The organism is Photobacterium halotolerans DSM 18316 (assembly GCF_000425165.1).
GTDB lineage: Bacteria > Pseudomonadota > Gammaproteobacteria > Enterobacterales > Vibrionaceae > Photobacterium > Photobacterium halotolerans.
On the sequence record NZ_KE384321.1, the window covers coordinates 298,736 to 316,921 of the forward strand.

Below are 18,186 nucleotides of genomic sequence, written 5' to 3' on the forward strand. Positions count from 1 at the left end.
CAACCGCCGGGCAGCCACTTCTGCCCGGCTGATTACACTGACTGGCAACCAGCGTCAGTGGGTCACTTCCGCCTTCTGCCGGCTTACCTTAGTGTTGACCACGACTATCCCGATGACAGCCACTAACGCGGCTAACCTGGCCGAGTCATCCATGAACAGAATAATCAGTGCCAATGCCAGCAATACCACTCTGAACGGCTTATTGAGCGGATTAATCAACCGCCCCTCAATCCCCCCCGCAAAAGCGATAATCAGCCCTGCCGTCGTTGCAATGCCAATCACAAAATGCAGTGTGTCTCCATTGCCCAGGATCAGCCCGGAAAATGCCATCATCGCAGGGATCAGGAAAAAGCCCTGAGCCAGTTTAAACGCCTGCACCGCGGATCGCATCGGCGATGCATTCGCAATACCGGCACCGGCAAAGGCCGCCAGAGCGATAGGTGGCGTGACATTAGAAGTCTGTGACAGCCAGAAAACAATCATGTGGGCCGTCAGAATTGGCAAACCGAAATCATTGAGTGCCGGCACCGCCATTACGGACAACACTATGTACGCGGCTGTAACCGGCAAGCCCATACCCAGAACCACCGCCGCCAGTGCAATCAGCAGAAGTGCCGACCATAAGTGACCGCCGGACAGCGCCAGCAGAAACTGGGTGAACTGCAGGCCAATACCGGTTTGCCCGACAACACCAACGACAATACCGGCCGTTGCGCAGGCCACTGAAATCGGCAGTGCCATCAATGCCCCCTCTTTCATGCCTTCCAGCACCTGGCGCAGGCTGACACGGCTGGATTTGCGGCACAAGGCGGAAACCAGGACAGCGACGCACCCGGCAATGCCGACCAGTTCCGGCGAGTAACTCATCATCAGCAGTGCAGTGACCAGAATCAATGGCGCAAGGAAGTGCCAGCCGTTGGTCAGTACTTCACGCACACCTGCTTTGACATCCATCCCTTCCAGCCCCAGCTTGCAGGCCATCAGGTGAACATACAGCAGCGTGCAGGCAAAATACAAAACCGCAGGTGCAATCGACACCAGCAATATTTCGCTATAAGGGATCCCGGTAAACTGCGCCATGACAAAGGCGCCCGCCCCCATCACAGGCGGCATGATCTGCCCCCCAGTGGATGCAGCGGCTTCAATACCGGCAGCTTGCTCAGGTTTGTAGCCCAGCTTTTTCATCATCGGAATCGTTAACGAGCCGGTGGTCACCGTGTTGGCAATCGCAGAGCCGGAAATAGAGCCTAACGCCGCCGACGCGATCACACTGGCTTTTGCCGGGCCCCCGCGGTATTTACCGGCAACAGCAAAAGCAATATCGATGAAAAATTGCCCGGCGCCGGTCACCTGCAGAAAAGCACCGAACAGCACGAAAATAAACACTACCCCGGCCGCAATCGCTAAAGGCGCGCCGTATACCCCGTTGGTGGAAAAAATATGGAATCGGATCAGCTCTTCCAGTGCAAACCCTTTGCTGGCGATACCTGAAGGTAAGGCATCACCAAACAGCGCATAAGTGATAAAGACCGCCGCTATCACCACCATCACCATGCCGACAGATCGCCGGGTCGCTTCCAGTAAGGCAACGATAGTGATCAGCCCGGCCAGTTGGTCTGACCCTTTCAGCCCATCCAGTAAAAAACTGATATCGTCATAATCAAACTGAACAATGTGCCAGGTTGCCCAGATGGTGGCAGCCGACAACACAAAATCGACACTACGTGCCGCCAGATATAAAGCCAAAGAATGGCTCTGTTTGATTAATGGCTGAGTGAGAAACACTAACACCAGAATCCAGCTTAAGTGTACCGGACGAAAAACAGGCGCCGCTAATTCTGCAGTCACCCCTTGCCAAATCTGAAAGGCAGACAAAACGATAGCCGCTATAGCGGCTATTTTCATCAGCATATCGGCAAGCTTTTGCCCCTGCCGGGCCGTGGCTGTCGTTGACATAAATACTCCCATTCAGCACAAGGGCCGAGAGACAGACCCGGGTCTGCACTTCCCTGCCCCTGAAAACAACCCATGTTTACTGAGACTGCTCATCCAGATATTGCTGGGCGCCAGGATGCAATGGCACACCATCAAGTTTTTTCATATTTTCAAGCGTCGTATATTGAGTCACGCTGATCGTTTTACGAATCTTGTCCATATTCTCGAAAGCGGTTTTGGTCATTTCATACGCCAGTTTGTTATCCAGATCTTTATTGACCACTAACACATTCCAGATTGCCGGCGCTTTAAAGCTTGCGACATTCTTATAGGTATCAGCGGGTGCTTCGATCAATTGATAAGAGGGATTGGCCGCTGTGATTTTCGCCATATCCGCTTCGGTAAACGACAAAATACGGATATTCCGGGTCAATGCCAGCTCAGTGATCGCGCCGACACCTAAGCTGCCCACAATGGCTCCGGCATCAATCTGACCATTGGCAATCGCACTGGTGGTCGCGGTGTAATTGAGTGATTGGGCCTGAATATCTTTTTCTTCAACCCCCAGGGCATTTAAAATATTAACCGCGCTGACTCGCGTACCCGAACCCGGCGCGCCAAGCGAAACCTTTTTACCTTTAAGATCAGCAATACTGTGGATATCTGAATCCGCAGGCACCATAAACTGGACAACATTGGGATAGAGAGCAAACAAAACTACCGCATCCATTTTTCTCGGGAAGGGTTTAGTGCCTTCATAGGCCTGCTCAACCACATTGCCCATCGCGATCCCCGCCAGCTGCTTATGGGTGGACACTTTGATCACGTTTTCAACCGAAGCGGCAGTCACCTCAGCCCGCATGTCAAAGTTATCAATATTCTCACTCCAGATCTTGGCCAGCATCCCGCCTAACGGGTAATAAGTACCACTCTGACTGCCTGTTCCTATGGTGTAATTTTCCGCACTCGCCTGAACCGAAAAGGTAAGCAGTGCTGTTGTTGTGAAGGCCAGCCAGCTTTTTCTGAATTGTGTCAGCATAGTTATGATCCTAGTTTTCAGATATTTAACAGGGTTATTGCATTTTATTCATCCTACAAATGTTATTGCCTTGTTGGCATATATGATCAACAAAAAAATACTGACAATGAGATCTCAGGTACCACTAAATGTTACAAGCTTGATTTATTTTGTTATAAACCGGTCAGTAAAAGCCGCTGCTCCGGTACCGGTACCAGAATCGGTAAAGACTGACACCCGCACAATTTCTGTGCTATCACAATCTGATTTCATGGTCCTTGTTAAATCTCACCACACCTCAGGATGTAAAGTCTTCCGATACAAAAAAAAGCGACCATAAGGTCGCTTTTCGTCTCGGTGAATCTTGTTTTGTCAGGATCAGGCGTTGCCTTTCACTTGCAATTGCAGTGATGCGGCAAAATCCAGCATACGGTTCAACGGGATAAGAGACTTCACACGAATGGCTTCATCAACAAAGATCTCGTGCTTCTCGCCGCCTTCGCGCAAAGCCGCTTCAATGGCTTTCAAGCCGTTCATTGCCATCCAGGGACAATGCGCACAGCTTCGGCAAGTCGCACCAGCGCCTGCCGTCGGCGCCTCAATCAGTTCTTTTTCGGGCACCATCTGCTGCATTTTGAAGAAAATGCCTTTATCGGTCGCAACAATCAGTTTTTGTTGCGGCAGGCTCTTCGCCGCTTTAATCAACTGGCTGGTAGAACCTACAGCATCCGCTAAGGCAACCACACTCGCCGGTGATTCAGGGTGAACCAGGATAGCCGCATCCGGATGCAGGTGCTTCATGTCTTTCAGCGCTTTGGCGGAAAACTCATCATGAACAACACACTCGCCTTGCCACAACAGCATCTCAGCGCCTGTTTTCTTTTGGATATAGCTGCCTAAATGGCGGTCTGGCCCCCAGATGATCGGCTTACCTTCGGCATCCAGATGTTCGACAATCTCCAGCGCTATACTGGATGTCACCACCCAGTCAGCGCGTGCTTTGACCGCCGCAGACGTATTCGCGTACACCACCACAGTGTGATCAGGGTGCGTATCGCAGAATTCGCTGAATTCTTTTTCCGGGCAACCCAAATCCAGAGAGCATTCAGCTTCCAGCGTCGGCATCAGCACCTGTTTTTCTGGGGTAAGAATCTTGGCCGATTCCCCCATGAAACGCACACCGCAAATAATCAGGGTTTTCGCAGGATGTTGATTACCAAATCGTGCCATTTCCAGCGAATCGCCCACAAAACCACCGGTTTCTTCGGCCAGCGCCTGAATTTCAGGATCGGTGTAGTAATGCGCGATCAATACCGCTTCTTTTTCTTCAAGCAGTACTTTGATTTTCGCTTTGTAATCCACTTGCTCGCTTTGAGTCAGTGGAATCGGTTTGGGCGGAAATGGATACACCATTTCTGAAGGGTCAAATGTCAGGCTCATTACGTCTTGCTCTATCAGCTCGTCCTTACAATCCGCGCATTATACACTGCAATTACGCTGTAATACTAATCGGGATAAGGCACAGAAGGGACAAACAGACACCGCTAACCCAATTTTGAGAGGTTAGCGGTGAAGAGGTAACAAAGCCGGATATCCGGTTATTTAAGATTTTTGAGGCTTTTTTCGGCTTGCTGGGATGTTGCCGTATTGGGATACTCTGCAATCACCTGCTCATAGAGTTTTTTTGCATCATCAGGTTTGTTGCCGCGCTCGGCTAACACACCCATCTTCAACAGCGCATCGGCGCGCTTGTTGGAGTCTTTGAAACTGGCAACGGCTTCAAAGTGCGTTTGAGCATCCGCCATCTTGTTCTGGGTAAAATAAAGCTGCCCAAGCCAGTAATGGGCATTGGCCGCATACACAGAATCAGGATAAGCGGACAAAAATCCGTTGAACGCTGTTACTGCGCCATCATAATCCTTTTCTTTCAGGATTAAATTCACGGCACTTTCATAAGCGGTATTTTCATCAGCGCTGGCGGCATAGGTTTCACCGCCGGATACATCCTTTTTCTCAGCTTGGGCAGCAGCAGGTTGCTCACGACTTAATTTGTCAATTTCACGATAGAGCTCACGCTGGCGTTCCAGCATCTGCTTCATATCATAACTATTGCGTTCAACCATACCGCGTAGTTCGCCAACTTCACGGGACAATTCATCAAGTTGACGCTGCATATCCAGTTGCATCTGGCTACGCGCCTCAAACATACGTTCTAAACGTTGCAGACTGCTTTCGCTGCTTGATGAGCTGCCTTTGAGCTCAGAAACAGGAGCAGGTGCGGCGACCACAGGGGTCGCCGCACCAATCAGCAACGTTAATGCGACATAACGCATCATGTTACTGTTCATTTTCATAACCTTAATCAGTAAACCAGAACCGAACGACGGTTCTTAGCGTAATCGGCGTCAGTGTGGCCCAGTACCAGCGGCTTCTCTTCACCGTAGCTTACGATAGAGATCTGGCTTGAAGACACACCCAGTGCCTGCAGGTATTTAGCAACAGCATTGGCACGACGCTCGCCCAGTGCAATGTTGTACTCTGGCGTACCGCGCTCATCAGCGTGGCCTTCGACAACAATTTTCACATCACTGTTGTTACGCAGGTATTCAGCATGTGCTTCAAGCATCGCCTGGTAGCTGGCCTGAATTTCAGCATTGTCAAACTGGAAGTAAACCGTTTGTTCCTGACGCAGTTGCTGGTTACGGATTTCTTGCTCTGACATCGCCGCTGAACCAGAATCTACAGGTGTTACAACTGTGGTTTCTGAGCCAGTTGTACCAGCGCCAGTGTTAGTTTGAGCAGCAGAACTGTCTGTGCTGTCGGTAGAACTACAAGCAGCCAGAGTAAACATTGGCAGCGCAATTGCCAAACCCTTTAAAACTTTATTCAGTTGCATTTTTTTTCCTTATTTATCGCTATATTGCAGTGAACCCTATAAGAACGGTCCCCAAGATGGCGCTCTTACTCGCCCACTGGTAGCTGGTAAACGAGCCTTAAAACGACCATCGATAGATACCAGAGACAACTCGTTGGATTTGTTATTTACCGAGCTGTAGATAACCATGCCACCGTTCGGGGCAATGCTTGGAGATTCATCCAAAAATGTTTTCGTCAAAATCTGTACAGCACCTGTTTTCAAATCCTGTTTGGCAATGTTGTAACCCGAGTCCGATCGGTTCACCATTACCAAGTAACGGCCATCTGGAGTCAGCTGACCACCGAGATTTTGCGATCCTTGCCATGTCAGGCGCTCAGTCGAACCGTCAGCTAAATTTACTCGATATATCTGAGGTTTACCACCTCTGTCTGACGTGAAAATCATAGATTGACCGCTTGGATCCCAAAACGCTTCAGTGTTGTTTGCACGCCCGTCCGTCACCTGTTTCATTGCTTTGGTCTGTAAATCCATTACGTAGACTTGCAAACTCCCACTTTTCGACAAAACCATGGCCAGTTTCTTCCCGTCAGGGGAAAAACGCGGTGAACCATTGTGTCTAGGGAATGAGGCGACCATTTCGCGGGTGCCATTCGTAATGTCCATAATAAAAATCTGGGACTGCTGGTTTTCAAAGCTGACATAAGCCAGTTTGTTGCCGTCAGGAGACCAGGAGGGTGACATCAGCGGCTGTTTGGATTTCAGCACCAGTTGCTCGTTATAGCCGTCATAATCCGCAATGCGGAGCTGGTACGGATAATCCGAATTATCGTCGATGACCACATAAGAGATCCGCGTCAGGAATGCCCCTTTTTCACCGGTCAGCTTTTCATAAACCACATCCGAAATGCGATGGGCATACTGGCGCAGACGGTTGGTTCTGACTGTCGCCCGATTGTTCAGCAAAACGTGATCACTGGTCTGAACCAGCTTACCGTCTTCCAGACCACGGCTCTCGCCATTGGTGAGCTGACCGCGCACCACGTCAATCAGCTGGTAATTGATGACATAATTACCATCAGCATTCTTGCTGACAGTGCCTGTTACCAGCGCATCCACACCCAATGCTGTCCAGGCGGCATAATTAATGTCTGCTTCGCTGGTCGGCGTTTGCGGCATTGCATTAGGGGCGACAGGGCTAAATTTGCCACTGCGACGTAAATCCGAGGCAATCACCGACGCCATATCAACAGGCGCCGCACCTCCCCCCTCCCACTGAAAGGGAATAATACCGATTGGGCGTGCCGAATCGACTCCTTCAGTAATGACCAGTTCCAGTTCAGCGTGCGCCAGTTGGCTCATGGTGAGCAGGGCGGCACACAAGCCCAAAATCCAACGTTTCATTTAGCTTTCCCTCTTAACTTACTGGCTTCACGGTTAAGCGAATTGAACGCAGTTTTTCCACCACTGCCGGATCGTCTGGCATGGGAAACTGGCTGACTTTTACAACGGCCGCTTTTGCCGCACGGCACAAACTTGTATCGCCCCCCACATCCGACACATCCAGCAGCAGGCCGCTCACTGACAGTCGCATCTGCAGGTTGCATTCTTTACCCGAGAAATTTTGATCAAACAGCAAATTTTGCTGGATCATCTGCTTATAAATTTCGCCATAACGGGCAGTTTCATCCGCGATGAACTGCCCTTTCGCACTACCACGTTGCTCAGTTTCCGCTTCCAGGCCGGCAAACATATCATTCAGGGCCGCTTCCTGCTGCCGCTGCAGTGCTTTTGCTTCTTCCGCTTTACGTTCGGCTTCTTTACGGGCGGCTTCGGCTTTACGTGCTTCTTCTTCCGCTTTCTTCTTCGCCGCTACCTTAGCTTTACGATCCGCTTCTGCCTGGCGAGCCGCTTCTTCCGCACGCTTTTGCTCTTCAATTTTCTGCTGACGCGCAATTTCAGCTTTACGCGTTGCTTCTTCAGCTTCCTGCTTGGCTTTTAACTTAGCCTGGCGATCCGCTTCGGCTTTCTTGGCTTCTTCGCGAGCCAGCTTCGCACGTTCGTCCGCCTGACGTTTTTCTTCGGCTGCTTTTTCTTTTTCCCGGGAAATCCGAGCCCTTTCCGCATCCGCTTCGCGCGCCGCTTTCTCAGCCTGAAGCTTGTCCGCTCTCAGCTTACGAATGCGCTCCTCTTCAGCCTGACGCTGCTGTTCCAGTGCCACCGCCTGACGTTCAAGACGCTCAAGGCGTTCTTGCTCGGCTTTTTTCGCCGCATTTCGCTGCTCACGAATTTGCCGCGCCTGCTGATTGACCAAAGCGGGATCGACAACAACAGCCTGGATGGTCGACCCCTGTGGCTTGGGCTTCGACATGGTAAAATCCGTTCCCCAAATCAGAGCAGCAAACAGTACAGCATGGAAAAATAACGAAATGATGATGGCAACTGTATAGTTGTTGTTTTTCATTTACTTCCCTACTGCTCCAGCGGTTCAGTCATCAGACCCACAGAGCCGACACCTGCCTGATTCAAGGCATCCAGCGTTTCGATAATTGCTGAATAAGGGACTCTGGCGTCTCCGCCCACCATAACGGGCGTTTTCGGATTAAGCTGTAATTCGGCTTTAACGCGCGTCAGCAACTCAGTCATTTGCAGGCCACGTATCATGTCATCGTTATTGACGCTCAGACCCAGCTGGCCATCTTTGTCCACCTCGACAATGATAGGCGCCCCGCTATCGTTTTCGCCGGCCAGCTCTGCTGCCGTTTTTGCCGTATGCGTTGCCGGTAACTCGACATCCACGCCCTGAGTGACAAAGGGCGCGGTCACCATAAAGATAATCAGAAGCACCAGCATCACATCAATGTACGGAACCACATTGATTTCCGCCGTCATCTTGCGCTTTTTCGGTTGATAAACCGCCATGATGTTACTCCTGGTTAGCAGCAAACGCCTGACGGTGCAGGATGCTGGAGAACTCTTCCATAAAGGTGGCGTAGTTATGCTCCAGTTTGGCAACCTTGTTGGTCAGGCGGTTATAAAACATCACGGCCGGGATTGCAGCAAACAGGCCCATCGCCGTGGCAACCAATGCTTCGGCAATACCCGGAGCGACCATCGCCAGCGTGGCCTGCTTCACAGCGCCCAGCGCAATAAAGGCATGCATAATGCCCCATACTGTACCGAACAGGCCGATGTAAGGACTGATTGAACCCACAGTGGCCAGAAACGGCAGATTGGTTTCCATTTCTTCCACTTCCCGTGACAGCGATACACGCATCGCACGGCCAGCCCCTTCCATGACAGATTCAGGTGCTTTGCCATTATTACGGTGCAAACGGGCAAACTCTTTGAAGCCCGCATAGAAAATCTGTTCCGTTCCGCTCAGATCGTCTTTGCGGCTCTGCACTTCCTGAAACAAATGAGATAAATCAATGCCAGACCAGAAACGGTCTTCAAAACGCTCGGCTTTTGAGGCTGCCTGAGACAATATCTGTGAACGTTTCACAATCATCGCCCAGGAGATGACCGACATTCCCAGCAGGATCAGCATGACAATTTTGACCAGCAGGCTCGCCTGCAAAAACAAATCCAGAATAGAAAGTTCAGCACTCACTTAGGCTATCTCCGACAATATATGTTCTGGTATCACAATGGGTTTCATTGAATGAGGGTCGACACAGGCTACCTGAACAGTAGCTTTACACAAGCATTGCCCCTCATTGTTTACTAAAATCTGACAAAATGCGATGGAGGCTTTACGCACCTTTAACGGCCAGGTACGAACTTTGAGCTGATCGTCTAATCGGGCACCTTTCAGGTAATCAATTTCAAGATGACGCACTACGAAACTGAAGCCTTGCTCTAACATGTCCTGTAAGCTGACTCCAAAGCTCCTGAATAGTTCCGTTCTGCCACGCTCAAAAAACTTGAGATAATTGGCATGATAAACAATGCCGCCAGTGTCTGTGTCTTCAATATAAATAGTGATTGGCCATTCAAAGGCGTTTTCTTCCGTCATCCCAATACCACTAATGATGATGCATAACCAACGTCAAAAAAATGACATCAGAAGGTAATCCAGCAATAACTATACCGGAGTTAATTTAGAGAATGAAACCCCTGACTTTCAGCATGTATTATTTCCTTTCAATTTTTGACCTTGTCGGTATTTCCGGGAAAGACTGCCACATAAAACACAGCCCGCTGAGAATAGCGGGCTGTGTCGTAATATGCATACTGTCAGCTCAGACGGAGCCACAAAATACCCGCCAATATGGGTAAGGCGACAAAAGGCGTGAAAAACAGCTGCCAGTACCACCGCCGAGGCACGAAACCGACCCCGAAGATAATCGCGGTACAGCAAGACCAGATAAGTGCCGGAGACACAACAGGTCCAAAGCCTCCTATCTCCTCGGCGAACAAGACTGGATCCCAGATCACCAGAGCGCCGGTTGCCAGTCCCATAATCAGGGCCAGCACACGTAACACACTGTGCGCCAGCCAGGCATGGCTTGTTCTGACCCAGAGATCGATGCGATTACTCACTGTCTGATTGACTGCTGTCATCCATATCCTCTGTTGTTTCTAACCACAGTGCGTTAATGATACCGAAAGAGCAGGCTAACAGGACCCCCAGAATCCAGGCGAAATACCACATAGTCAGTCTCCTTAGTACAGTGAATTTTTATTGTCTTCGATATATTGCTTATCGAGACGACCAAACATTTTGTAATAACACCAGCAGGTGTAAGCCAGGATGATGGGCACCATAACAAAAGCAACCACTGTCATAATGTTCAACGTCAGCTCACTGGACGTTGCATCCCAGAGTGTCAGGCTGTGGTTCGGAATCTCGCTGGACGGCATGATGAACGGGAACATTGCAAAGCCGAAAGTAAGAATAATGCCCGCCATGGCCAGACTGGAGAACAGAAAAGCAAACCCGGCCCGTTCAATGCGGCATGCCAGAATCGTCAGCAGCGGCATCACAATGCCCAGTGCCGGAGCAATCCACAGCAGCGGCTGAGCATTGAAATTGATCATCAGCGCGCCAGTCTGGCGGATCACTTCTTTATTGAGCGGGTTTGACGCCGCATCTTTTGCAAGCTCTGACGCGATCACATACCCTTCCAGGTTTTTCGCCCAGAATCCGGCCAGCACAAAAGCGACCAGGGTAATTAACGCTGTGATCGGCGCAATGTTGCGTGCGCGTTCATGCAGCTCGTCGGTGGTTTTCATCTGCAGGTATACCGCCCCCTGTGTCACTATCATCGCCAGGCTGACAACGCCACAGAGCAATGCAAAGGGATTCAGCAGACCAAAAAACGAGCCCTTGTAAGTCGGAATCAGCAGCTCACTCAGGACAAAAGGCACGCCTTGCAGCAGGTTACCGAAAGCCACACCAAAGATCACAGGCGGAACGAAGCTGCCAATGAAAATCGCACGGTCCCACAGGTTACGCCATTTTGGATCTTCAATTTTCGAGCGGTAATCAAAGCCCAGAGGGCGGAGCCAGAGGGCCGCTACTGTCAGCACCATGGCCAGATAAAATCCGGAAAACGCCGTCGCATAAACCAGCGGCCAGGCCGCAAATAAGGCGCCACCGGCTGTGATCAACCAAACCTGGTTACCGTCCCAGTGCGGTGCGATAGCGTTAATCATGATGCGGCGTTCGGTGTCTGTTTTACCAATAATGTTGGTGAGCACACCGACACCCATATCGAATCCATCTGTCACTGCAAAACCGATGCACAAGACACCAATCAGCAGCCACCAGATAAGACGTAACACTTCGTAATCAAACATTTTTAATTCTCCTGTCCGTCTCGGATCACTTCATGACCGGGTTGTCAGTTAAGTCATGCGGTGCCACATTCTGTTCGAAATGATAGCGCCCGGTTTTCAGACTGCTTGGACCCAGACGCGCAAACTTCAGCATCAGGTAAACTTCCGCAATCAGGAAACAGGTATACAGAGCAATAATGACCGCCATCGACGTCAGCACATCCGACACGGCCACATTGGACGCCGCCATCGCTGTAGGCAAAATCTCACCCACCGCCCAGGGCTGACGACCGTACTCAGCGACAAACCAGCCGGCTTCAATGGCGATCCAAGGTAGCGGGATAGCGTACAGCGCCGCGCGGAGCACCCATTTCTTCTCAGTGATTTTATGACGACAGGTTTGGATAAATGCCGCAGCAAACACGCCCAGCATGATAAATCCGCAGCCCACCATGATGCGGAAGGCCCAGAATAATGGCCAGACAGTAGGCAATGAATCGGCCGCCGCTTGTGCGATATCCTCTTCGGTGGCATCCACAACCCTGTCAGTATAAGGCTTCAGCAACAGACCATAACCCAGGTCATTTTTCACGGCATCGAACGCGGCGATATTGTCAGGCGTTTTATCACCTGCACGCAGTTTCTCAAGCAAGCCGTAGGCTTCCATACCGTTACGGATACGCACTTCGTGCTCATCTTTAAGATCACGTAATCCTTTGACTTCAGTATCAAATGAGCGCGTAGCTATAATACCCATCACATAGGGGATCTTAATGGCGTAATCGGTGTGCATGGTTTCCTGGTTCGGAATGCCGAATAAGGTGAAAGCCGCCGGGGCTTCTTCAGTGTGCCACTCGGCTTCAATCGCCGCCAGTTTTGCTTTTTGGACATCACCCAGCTCGTAACCGGATTCATCACCCAGCACGATCACAGACAGGATAGAGGCCATGCCGAAAGAAGCCGCAATGGCGAATGAACGACGGGCAAACGGCAGATCACGACCTTTGAGAATGTAGTAAGAACTGACACCCAGGATGAACATAGCGCCTGTCACATAGCCTGATGCCACAGTGTGGACAAATTTCACCTGTGCAACCGGATTGAGTATCACTTCAGCAAAGCTCACCATCTCCATGCGCATGGTTTCGAAATTGAACTCAGCACCAACCGGATTTTGCATCCAGGCATTGGCAATCAGAATCCATAATGCAGAAAAGTTTGAGCCCAGAGCCACCAGCCAGGTCACCGTTAAGTGCTGACGCTTACTGAGTCGATCCCAACCAAAAAAGAATAAGCCAACAAAAGTGGATTCAAGGAAAAAGGCTATCAGCGCTTCAATGGCGAGCGGGGCGCCAAAGATGTCGCCGACGTAGTGGGAATAGTAAGCCCAGTTCGTGCCGAACTGGAATTCCATGGTCAGTCCAGTGGCAACACCCAGTGCAAAGTTAATGGCGAAAAGCTTACCCCAGAACTTGGTCATGTCCTTGTAGATTTGCTTTCCGGTCATCACATACACAGACTCCATGATGGCGAGCAGAAACGCCATGCCCAAAGTCAGCGGGACGAACAAAAAGTGGTACATCGCAGTCATAGCGAACTGTAACCGCGATAGTTCGACGATATCAAACATGATAACTCCTTTAGTTGCCAGTCTCCCGGCAACGTACGACATAGTTGATCGAGCACGCCCAGCAAGTATTTTTCAAGACTACCGCTAATCGGTTAAATTTTCAGCAATCATTGATTGATAACCCTACAACGCGTTATTCATCGTTAGGCTACGCAAAACGTCAGCGAACACGCCTGTCGGTTTTACAACATCGATTTCCTGGCCGGCGATTTACCCGTCAACCAGGATGTTGCAGACTTGTTTCGAATTATAGATTTTAATGTAAAACCACAACCGGTTAAGCTGAAACTAATACTACTGACTTCGCCACACAGGTTCAAAGGTATTTATAAAAAAACGCGCTGACTCACTAAGCAGATTGCGATTTAAATCGTATAGATAAGTTATTTCCATGCGCGAGATCAAACTTCTCTTAATTGCATAGTTTTGTAGCTAACACTTTAAATAAATGTGATTTTTCACTTATAAAGTTACGAAAAATGCAAATTTAATCACGTTGAAAAACGATAAATCCACAACAAAAAACGGGTAAATTTTCTCAGTAAAGCTGCGGGGTAAAAATGGATTGAACACAGCAGGCAACACCAATAAACCAGCGTAAAAACAGTGCAATTAAAATAAAACCTATCAGACATTTGGATTACTTATTCTAACCCAAAAGACAAAAAGGACGACGACTTCACAATGCAGGTATCACCACACAGGCAGACACAACAACTGTGACGCTTAAGCGAAGAGGAAGATATTCCTATTAACATTTCCCGGTGTGGTTGCTGAATCAATGTCCAAGTTTTAAACAATCGCTTCCCAGCCCAGGCCTGAGAGAAAAATCCGCCACGTCTGACCAGCTTCAATTATTTCGGCTTTTTGCCAGCATTCAGGCTTTGACGTCGTTGGGATTTAACCCGTATGGCCCACAAACTCAGCAGGGAAATGTTAAGGATATTAGAATACTCAGCCGGGTTTAGCCGAAATCACCATGCGTAAAAAACAAACAAAAACGGAGCCTTGGGCTCCGTTTTTAACATTTGGTTATCTGTCATCTCAGCTGTTCGGGATATCCAAACCAAAGTGCAGATAGGCGCGATGCGTCGCGATCCGCCCTCTGGGTGTGCGCTGCAAAAAGCCCTGTTGGATCAAATAGGGTTCAAGCACATCCTCTATCGTATCCTTTTCTTCTCCGATAGCGGCCGCCAGATTGTCCAGTCCGACCGGACCACCCATGAATTTATCAATAATCGCCATCAGCAGTTTTCGATCCATATAATCAAAGCCACTGCTGTCCACATCCAGCATATCCAGCGCCTGACTCGCCACTTCTTCACTGATGTGGCCATCACTTTTCACTTCCGCAAAATCCCGTACGCGCCGTAACAGCCGGTTCGCAATACGCGGCGTGCCACGGGCACGGCGTGCAATCTCCAGCGCCCCTTCCGGCACCATAGACAGCCCGAGGCACCGGGCGCTGCGCTGAACAATATCCTGCAGATCAGCAACTTTGTAATATTCGAGCCGCTGGGTAATCCCGAAACGGTCACGCAGCGGTGAAGTCAGCGAGCCGGCACGCGTTGTCGCACCCACCAGAGTAAAAGGGGGCAGATCTATCTTGATAGACCGTGCCGCCGGCCCTTCACCAATCATGATATCGAGCTGATAATCTTCCATCGCCGGATAGAGCACCTCTTCCACCTGAGGGCTGAGACGATGGATCTCATCGATAAAGAGCACGTCATTTTCTTCAAGGTTGGTCAATAATGCCGCCAGATCACCGGCCTTTTCCAGCACTGGGCCTGACGTGGTACGGATACTGACGCCCATTTCGTTTGCCACAATGTTAGCCAGTGTCGTTTTACCCAATCCGGGCGGGCCAAAAATCAGCAGATGATCGAGCGCTTCAGCACGCAGTTTCGCGGCCTGAATAAAAATTTCCATCTGGCCCCGGACATGGTCCTGGCCCTGATAATCCTGCAGTAATTTCGGGCGGATGGCACGGTCAATGACCTCTTCTTCGCGGTTAACCGGATAACTTCCCGACACCAGGCGATCAGCTTCTATCATACAATCTCACTTACACCATGGAGCGCAGGGCTTCACGGATAATGGCTTCACTTGGCATACCATCCTGAGCAACCTGAGCCACCACTTTAGAAGCCTGCTGAGGTTTATAGCCCAGCGCTATCAGGGCGCTCACCGCTTCATCTTCCGCCCGGTTCTTATCGGAAGCGGCAGACTGTGCCTGGCTGGCTGCGGTATCCAGTGCAGGTGTAAAGAGATCGCCCTCGCCCCAGCCTTTCAGGCGGTCTTTCATTTCAACCAGCAGGCGTTCTGCCGTTTTCTTACCTACGCCGGGGATCTTCACTAAGGTAGAAATATCTTCATTTTCCACACAAAGCACAAACTGGCTGGCCGTCAACGCAGACAGGATAGCCAAACCCAGTTTAGGCCCGACACCGTTGGCTTTGATGACTTCGCGAAACAAATCCCGCTCACTTTTCTTATTGAAACCATACAGCAGCTGGGCGTCTTCTCTCACCACAAAATGGGTGGCTATGGTGACTTCCTGCCCCGTTTGCGGCAATTCGTAAAAACAGCTCATCGGCATCTGAACTTCATATCCGATTCCGGCGGCTTCAATTACCACTTCCGGTGGCTGTTTTTCTACTATGATTCCTCGTAATCGGCCAATCACTGCCTTGCCTCTATCTCGCAAATTAAATTGGCTCTAGCATAATAAAGCGCTGGATGGATATCCAGCGCTTTATCAGGATGTCACAACAAATGACAGACAAGATCAAACCTGATGCCGTGACACCAGCGCATTGAGGCTGTCGGCGAGTCCTTTTAATGTTTCGACCCGGTTGGCCAGCTCGGCACCCTGCTGGGCCACCTGATCCGAGACCTGGTTGGTCTGCACCACGCTGTGCGCCACTTCGGTACTGGCCTGATTGAGCTCTTTCAGTGACTGGACCTGAATGCCCAGGGTATCGGCCAGTCGGTTAACATCCTCAGACAAACCTGTGATCTCGGCAATAATGCCGCCCAGCTCGGACGCCGTGGCATGAATGACTTTTTGTCCCTGCTGCACTTCATTTTTACTTTTTTCCAGCAAGCTGCGGATCTCTGTGGCGGAGGCATTACTTTTTGCAGACAGTTTACGGACTTCATCGGCGACCACGGCAAACCCTCGTCCCGACTCCCCGGCTCGCGCGGCTTCAATCGCCGCATTCAGTGCCAGCAGATTGGTCTGTTCGGCAACGGCGGTGATCAGCTCTGCGGCCGACATGACTTCATTATTACTGTGCAGGATGCGGGCGATAGCTTCGGTCGAGGCATTCAGTGATGCCGAGCTGTGCTGGGCCTGCGTTTCTATCGTCCGGCTGCGCTGGCGCAATTCGGTTACGGAACGGTCGGATTCATCCAGCCCTTCTGTCATCTGCCCGAGTTGCTGACTCATCTGCTCTGCCGCACTGGCCTGCGACAGGCAGTTTTGATTGAGATCTTTTACCTGATGATGCAGTGCATCAGACTGCTGTTCCAAATCATCGGCTAACTGTGCCAGCTGGCTGGCGTTAGCACTGGCACGCTCCATAATGCCGCTCAGCACCTGCTCCCCCTTTTTGGCTTGCTCTGCCAATGTATAACTGGCCCGTTCCGCCTCTGACGACTTCACCAGCGCGGCTTCTCGCTGACGCACGGTAAAGGCCTGAGCGAGACCTATCACTATCAAAGGCAGTAATAAGCCAGACCAGGTTTCCAGCCGTTCTGCTGCCGGTGTCAGTACCAGGTGAGGAAAATCGTGACCGGCCAGCGATTCCTTTATCATCCAGCCAGAGATCACCACCACCAGTGCACTCCAGATCATGGCTGTGACCGGTTTGGCCGCCAGAAAAAAAGCCACAATCAGCAGCGGCATCCAGAATGCCTGAGTGGAGACGACAATACCGCCACTCTGATACACGATATTCACAGCATGGACGACCATGCCCAGAAACCCCAGATTGACCGCGAGCTCAATCTGTTTCAGCCAGCGTACAGTCAAACCGGCCAGTATTTCGCATCCGATGAGCGTAATAGAAGTAATAATCAAACTGGTATGGGCGTGACTCGACCACTTTATCCAGCTGTACAGGCCGACGAAAAACGATATAAGGGTGAAAAATAGCAGGGTATCAACCAGGCGGACTTGCTCTTCCTGCCACTGATGTGAAGAGGGTAAAAACAGGCCGCGCCAAAAAGCGACTGGGGACATTTTGTTATCCTTGTCATTGTTATATATGAACTATCCAACAGCTCCGACCACTATATTCAGTTAACAATGAATTAACAAAGAAAAAAGCAGCACAAGGCTGCTTTTTTTGATCCGTCCAACAGAACGCATGCCTGACAGGGATATTGGCAGTGCGACTTAACAGCGCGTGACTATCTGTATCGTCCCCGTTTAGAGCCAGAAGCCTGACCCGCCATCGCCACCAGGGTTTTGTGGGTATGGGCATGACAGATAGCCACCGCCAAAGCATCGGCCGCATCTGCCTGAGGCTTACCCGGTAATTTCAGCATATGGCAGACCATATGTTGAACCTGTACCTTATCGGCACTGCCTTTGCCAACCACCGCCTGTTTAATCAATCTGGCCGCATATTCGCTGACAGGGATATGGGCGTTGACGGCTGCGACAATCGCACTGCCGCGAGCCTGCCCGAGTTTCAGTGCAGAATTGGCATTTTTACCCATGAAGACTTCTTCGATGGCAAAGTCATCGGGACGAAACTGAGTGATCACCTCGGTGACCCCGGCATAAATCTGATGCAGCCGGCCCGGAATATCATCACAGCTGGTGCGGATACACCCACTGCCCAGATATTCAAGTTGCCTGCCCACCTGACGGATAACACCGTATCCCGTGATTCTGGAGCCTGGGTCTATCCCTAAAATAATGGCCATTAA

General features: G+C 50.5%; 18 protein-coding genes. All 18 read right to left on the reverse strand.

Features of this window, described 5'->3' with window-relative positions:
* Positions 1–54: 54 nt before the first annotated feature.
* Positions 55–1,956, reverse strand: coding sequence for a TRAP transporter permease (locus H511_RS0117220; protein ID WP_027253427.1), 1,902 nt, complete (start codon positions 1,954–1,956; stop codon positions 55–57).
* Positions 1,957–2,032: 76 nt separating this feature from the next.
* Positions 2,033–2,974, reverse strand: a complete 942-nt coding sequence (locus tag H511_RS0117225) for a TAXI family TRAP transporter solute-binding subunit (RefSeq protein WP_036759883.1) — start codon at positions 2,972–2,974, stop codon at positions 2,033–2,035.
* Positions 2,975–3,331: 357 nt separating this feature from the next.
* The gene (gene nadA, locus H511_RS0117230) at positions 3,332–4,393 is read right to left on the reverse strand and encodes a quinolinate synthase NadA (RefSeq protein WP_027253429.1); all 1,062 of its coding nucleotides are present in this window, start codon (positions 4,391–4,393) and stop codon (positions 3,332–3,334) included.
* Positions 4,394–4,551: 158 nt separating this feature from the next.
* The gene (ybgF, locus tag H511_RS0117235; protein ID WP_027253430.1) at positions 4,552–5,301 is read right to left on the reverse strand and encodes a tol-pal system protein YbgF; all 750 of its coding nucleotides are present in this window, start codon (positions 5,299–5,301) and stop codon (positions 4,552–4,554) included.
* A gap of 14 nt (positions 5,302–5,315) precedes the next feature.
* A complete protein-coding gene (gene pal / locus H511_RS0117240) occupies positions 5,316–5,849 on the reverse strand; it encodes a peptidoglycan-associated lipoprotein Pal (protein WP_027253431.1) in 534 nt (177 codons plus the stop codon).
* 36 nt (positions 5,850–5,885) lie between these two features.
* Positions 5,886–7,232: a Tol-Pal system beta propeller repeat protein TolB gene (tolB, locus tag H511_RS0117245; protein WP_027253432.1), complete on the reverse strand. Its 1,347-nt coding sequence runs from the start codon at positions 7,230–7,232 to the stop codon at positions 5,886–5,888.
* A 13-nt stretch (positions 7,233–7,245) separates the two neighbouring features.
* A complete protein-coding gene (tolA, locus tag H511_RS0117250; RefSeq protein ID WP_027253433.1) occupies positions 7,246–8,292 on the reverse strand; it encodes a cell envelope integrity protein TolA in 1,047 nt (348 codons plus the stop codon).
* Positions 8,293–8,300: 8 nt separating this feature from the next.
* Positions 8,301–8,750 (reverse strand): protein TolR, encoded by a 450-nt coding sequence (tolR, locus tag H511_RS0117255; protein WP_237582934.1) that lies wholly within the window; start codon positions 8,748–8,750, stop codon positions 8,301–8,303.
* Between the two features lie 4 nt (positions 8,751–8,754).
* Entirely contained in the window at positions 8,755–9,441 is a 687-nt protein-coding gene (tolQ, locus tag H511_RS0117260; RefSeq protein WP_027253435.1) for a protein TolQ, read from the reverse strand.
* The gene (ybgC, locus tag H511_RS0117265; protein WP_027253436.1) at positions 9,442–9,846 is read right to left on the reverse strand and encodes a tol-pal system-associated acyl-CoA thioesterase; all 405 of its coding nucleotides are present in this window, start codon (positions 9,844–9,846) and stop codon (positions 9,442–9,444) included.
* 221 nt (positions 9,847–10,067) lie between these two features.
* Positions 10,068–10,394: a cyd operon YbgE family protein gene (locus H511_RS0117270; protein ID WP_036759885.1), complete on the reverse strand. Its 327-nt coding sequence runs from the start codon at positions 10,392–10,394 to the stop codon at positions 10,068–10,070.
* Positions 10,366–10,485, reverse strand: a complete 120-nt coding sequence (gene cydX, locus H511_RS24500) for a cytochrome bd-I oxidase subunit CydX (RefSeq protein WP_027253438.1) — start codon at positions 10,483–10,485, stop codon at positions 10,366–10,368. The genes H511_RS0117270 and cydX overlap by 29 nt, the downstream gene beginning before the upstream one ends.
* A gap of 11 nt (positions 10,486–10,496) precedes the next feature.
* Positions 10,497–11,633: a cytochrome d ubiquinol oxidase subunit II gene (gene cydB, locus H511_RS0117280; RefSeq protein WP_027253439.1), complete on the reverse strand. Its 1,137-nt coding sequence runs from the start codon at positions 11,631–11,633 to the stop codon at positions 10,497–10,499.
* Between the two features lie 25 nt (positions 11,634–11,658).
* On the reverse strand, positions 11,659–13,242 hold the full coding sequence (gene cydA / locus H511_RS0117285; protein ID WP_027253440.1) for a cytochrome ubiquinol oxidase subunit I: 1,584 nt from the start codon (positions 13,240–13,242) through the stop codon (positions 11,659–11,661).
* A 1,044-nt stretch (positions 13,243–14,286) separates the two neighbouring features.
* Complete coding sequence (gene ruvB, locus H511_RS0117290) at positions 14,287–15,300, reverse strand: Holliday junction branch migration DNA helicase RuvB (protein WP_027253441.1); 1,014 nt, start codon at positions 15,298–15,300, stop codon at positions 14,287–14,289.
* A 10-nt stretch (positions 15,301–15,310) separates the two neighbouring features.
* The gene (ruvA, locus tag H511_RS0117295; RefSeq protein WP_027253442.1) at positions 15,311–15,931 is read right to left on the reverse strand and encodes a Holliday junction branch migration protein RuvA; all 621 of its coding nucleotides are present in this window, start codon (positions 15,929–15,931) and stop codon (positions 15,311–15,313) included.
* A 102-nt stretch (positions 15,932–16,033) separates the two neighbouring features.
* Complete coding sequence (locus H511_RS0117300) at positions 16,034–17,491, reverse strand: methyl-accepting chemotaxis protein (RefSeq protein ID WP_027253443.1); 1,458 nt, start codon at positions 17,489–17,491, stop codon at positions 16,034–16,036.
* Between the two features lie 170 nt (positions 17,492–17,661).
* On the reverse strand, positions 17,662–18,183 hold the full coding sequence (ruvC, locus tag H511_RS0117305) for a crossover junction endodeoxyribonuclease RuvC (protein WP_027253444.1): 522 nt from the start codon (positions 18,181–18,183) through the stop codon (positions 17,662–17,664).
* Between the last annotated feature and the right edge of the window lie 3 nt (positions 18,184–18,186).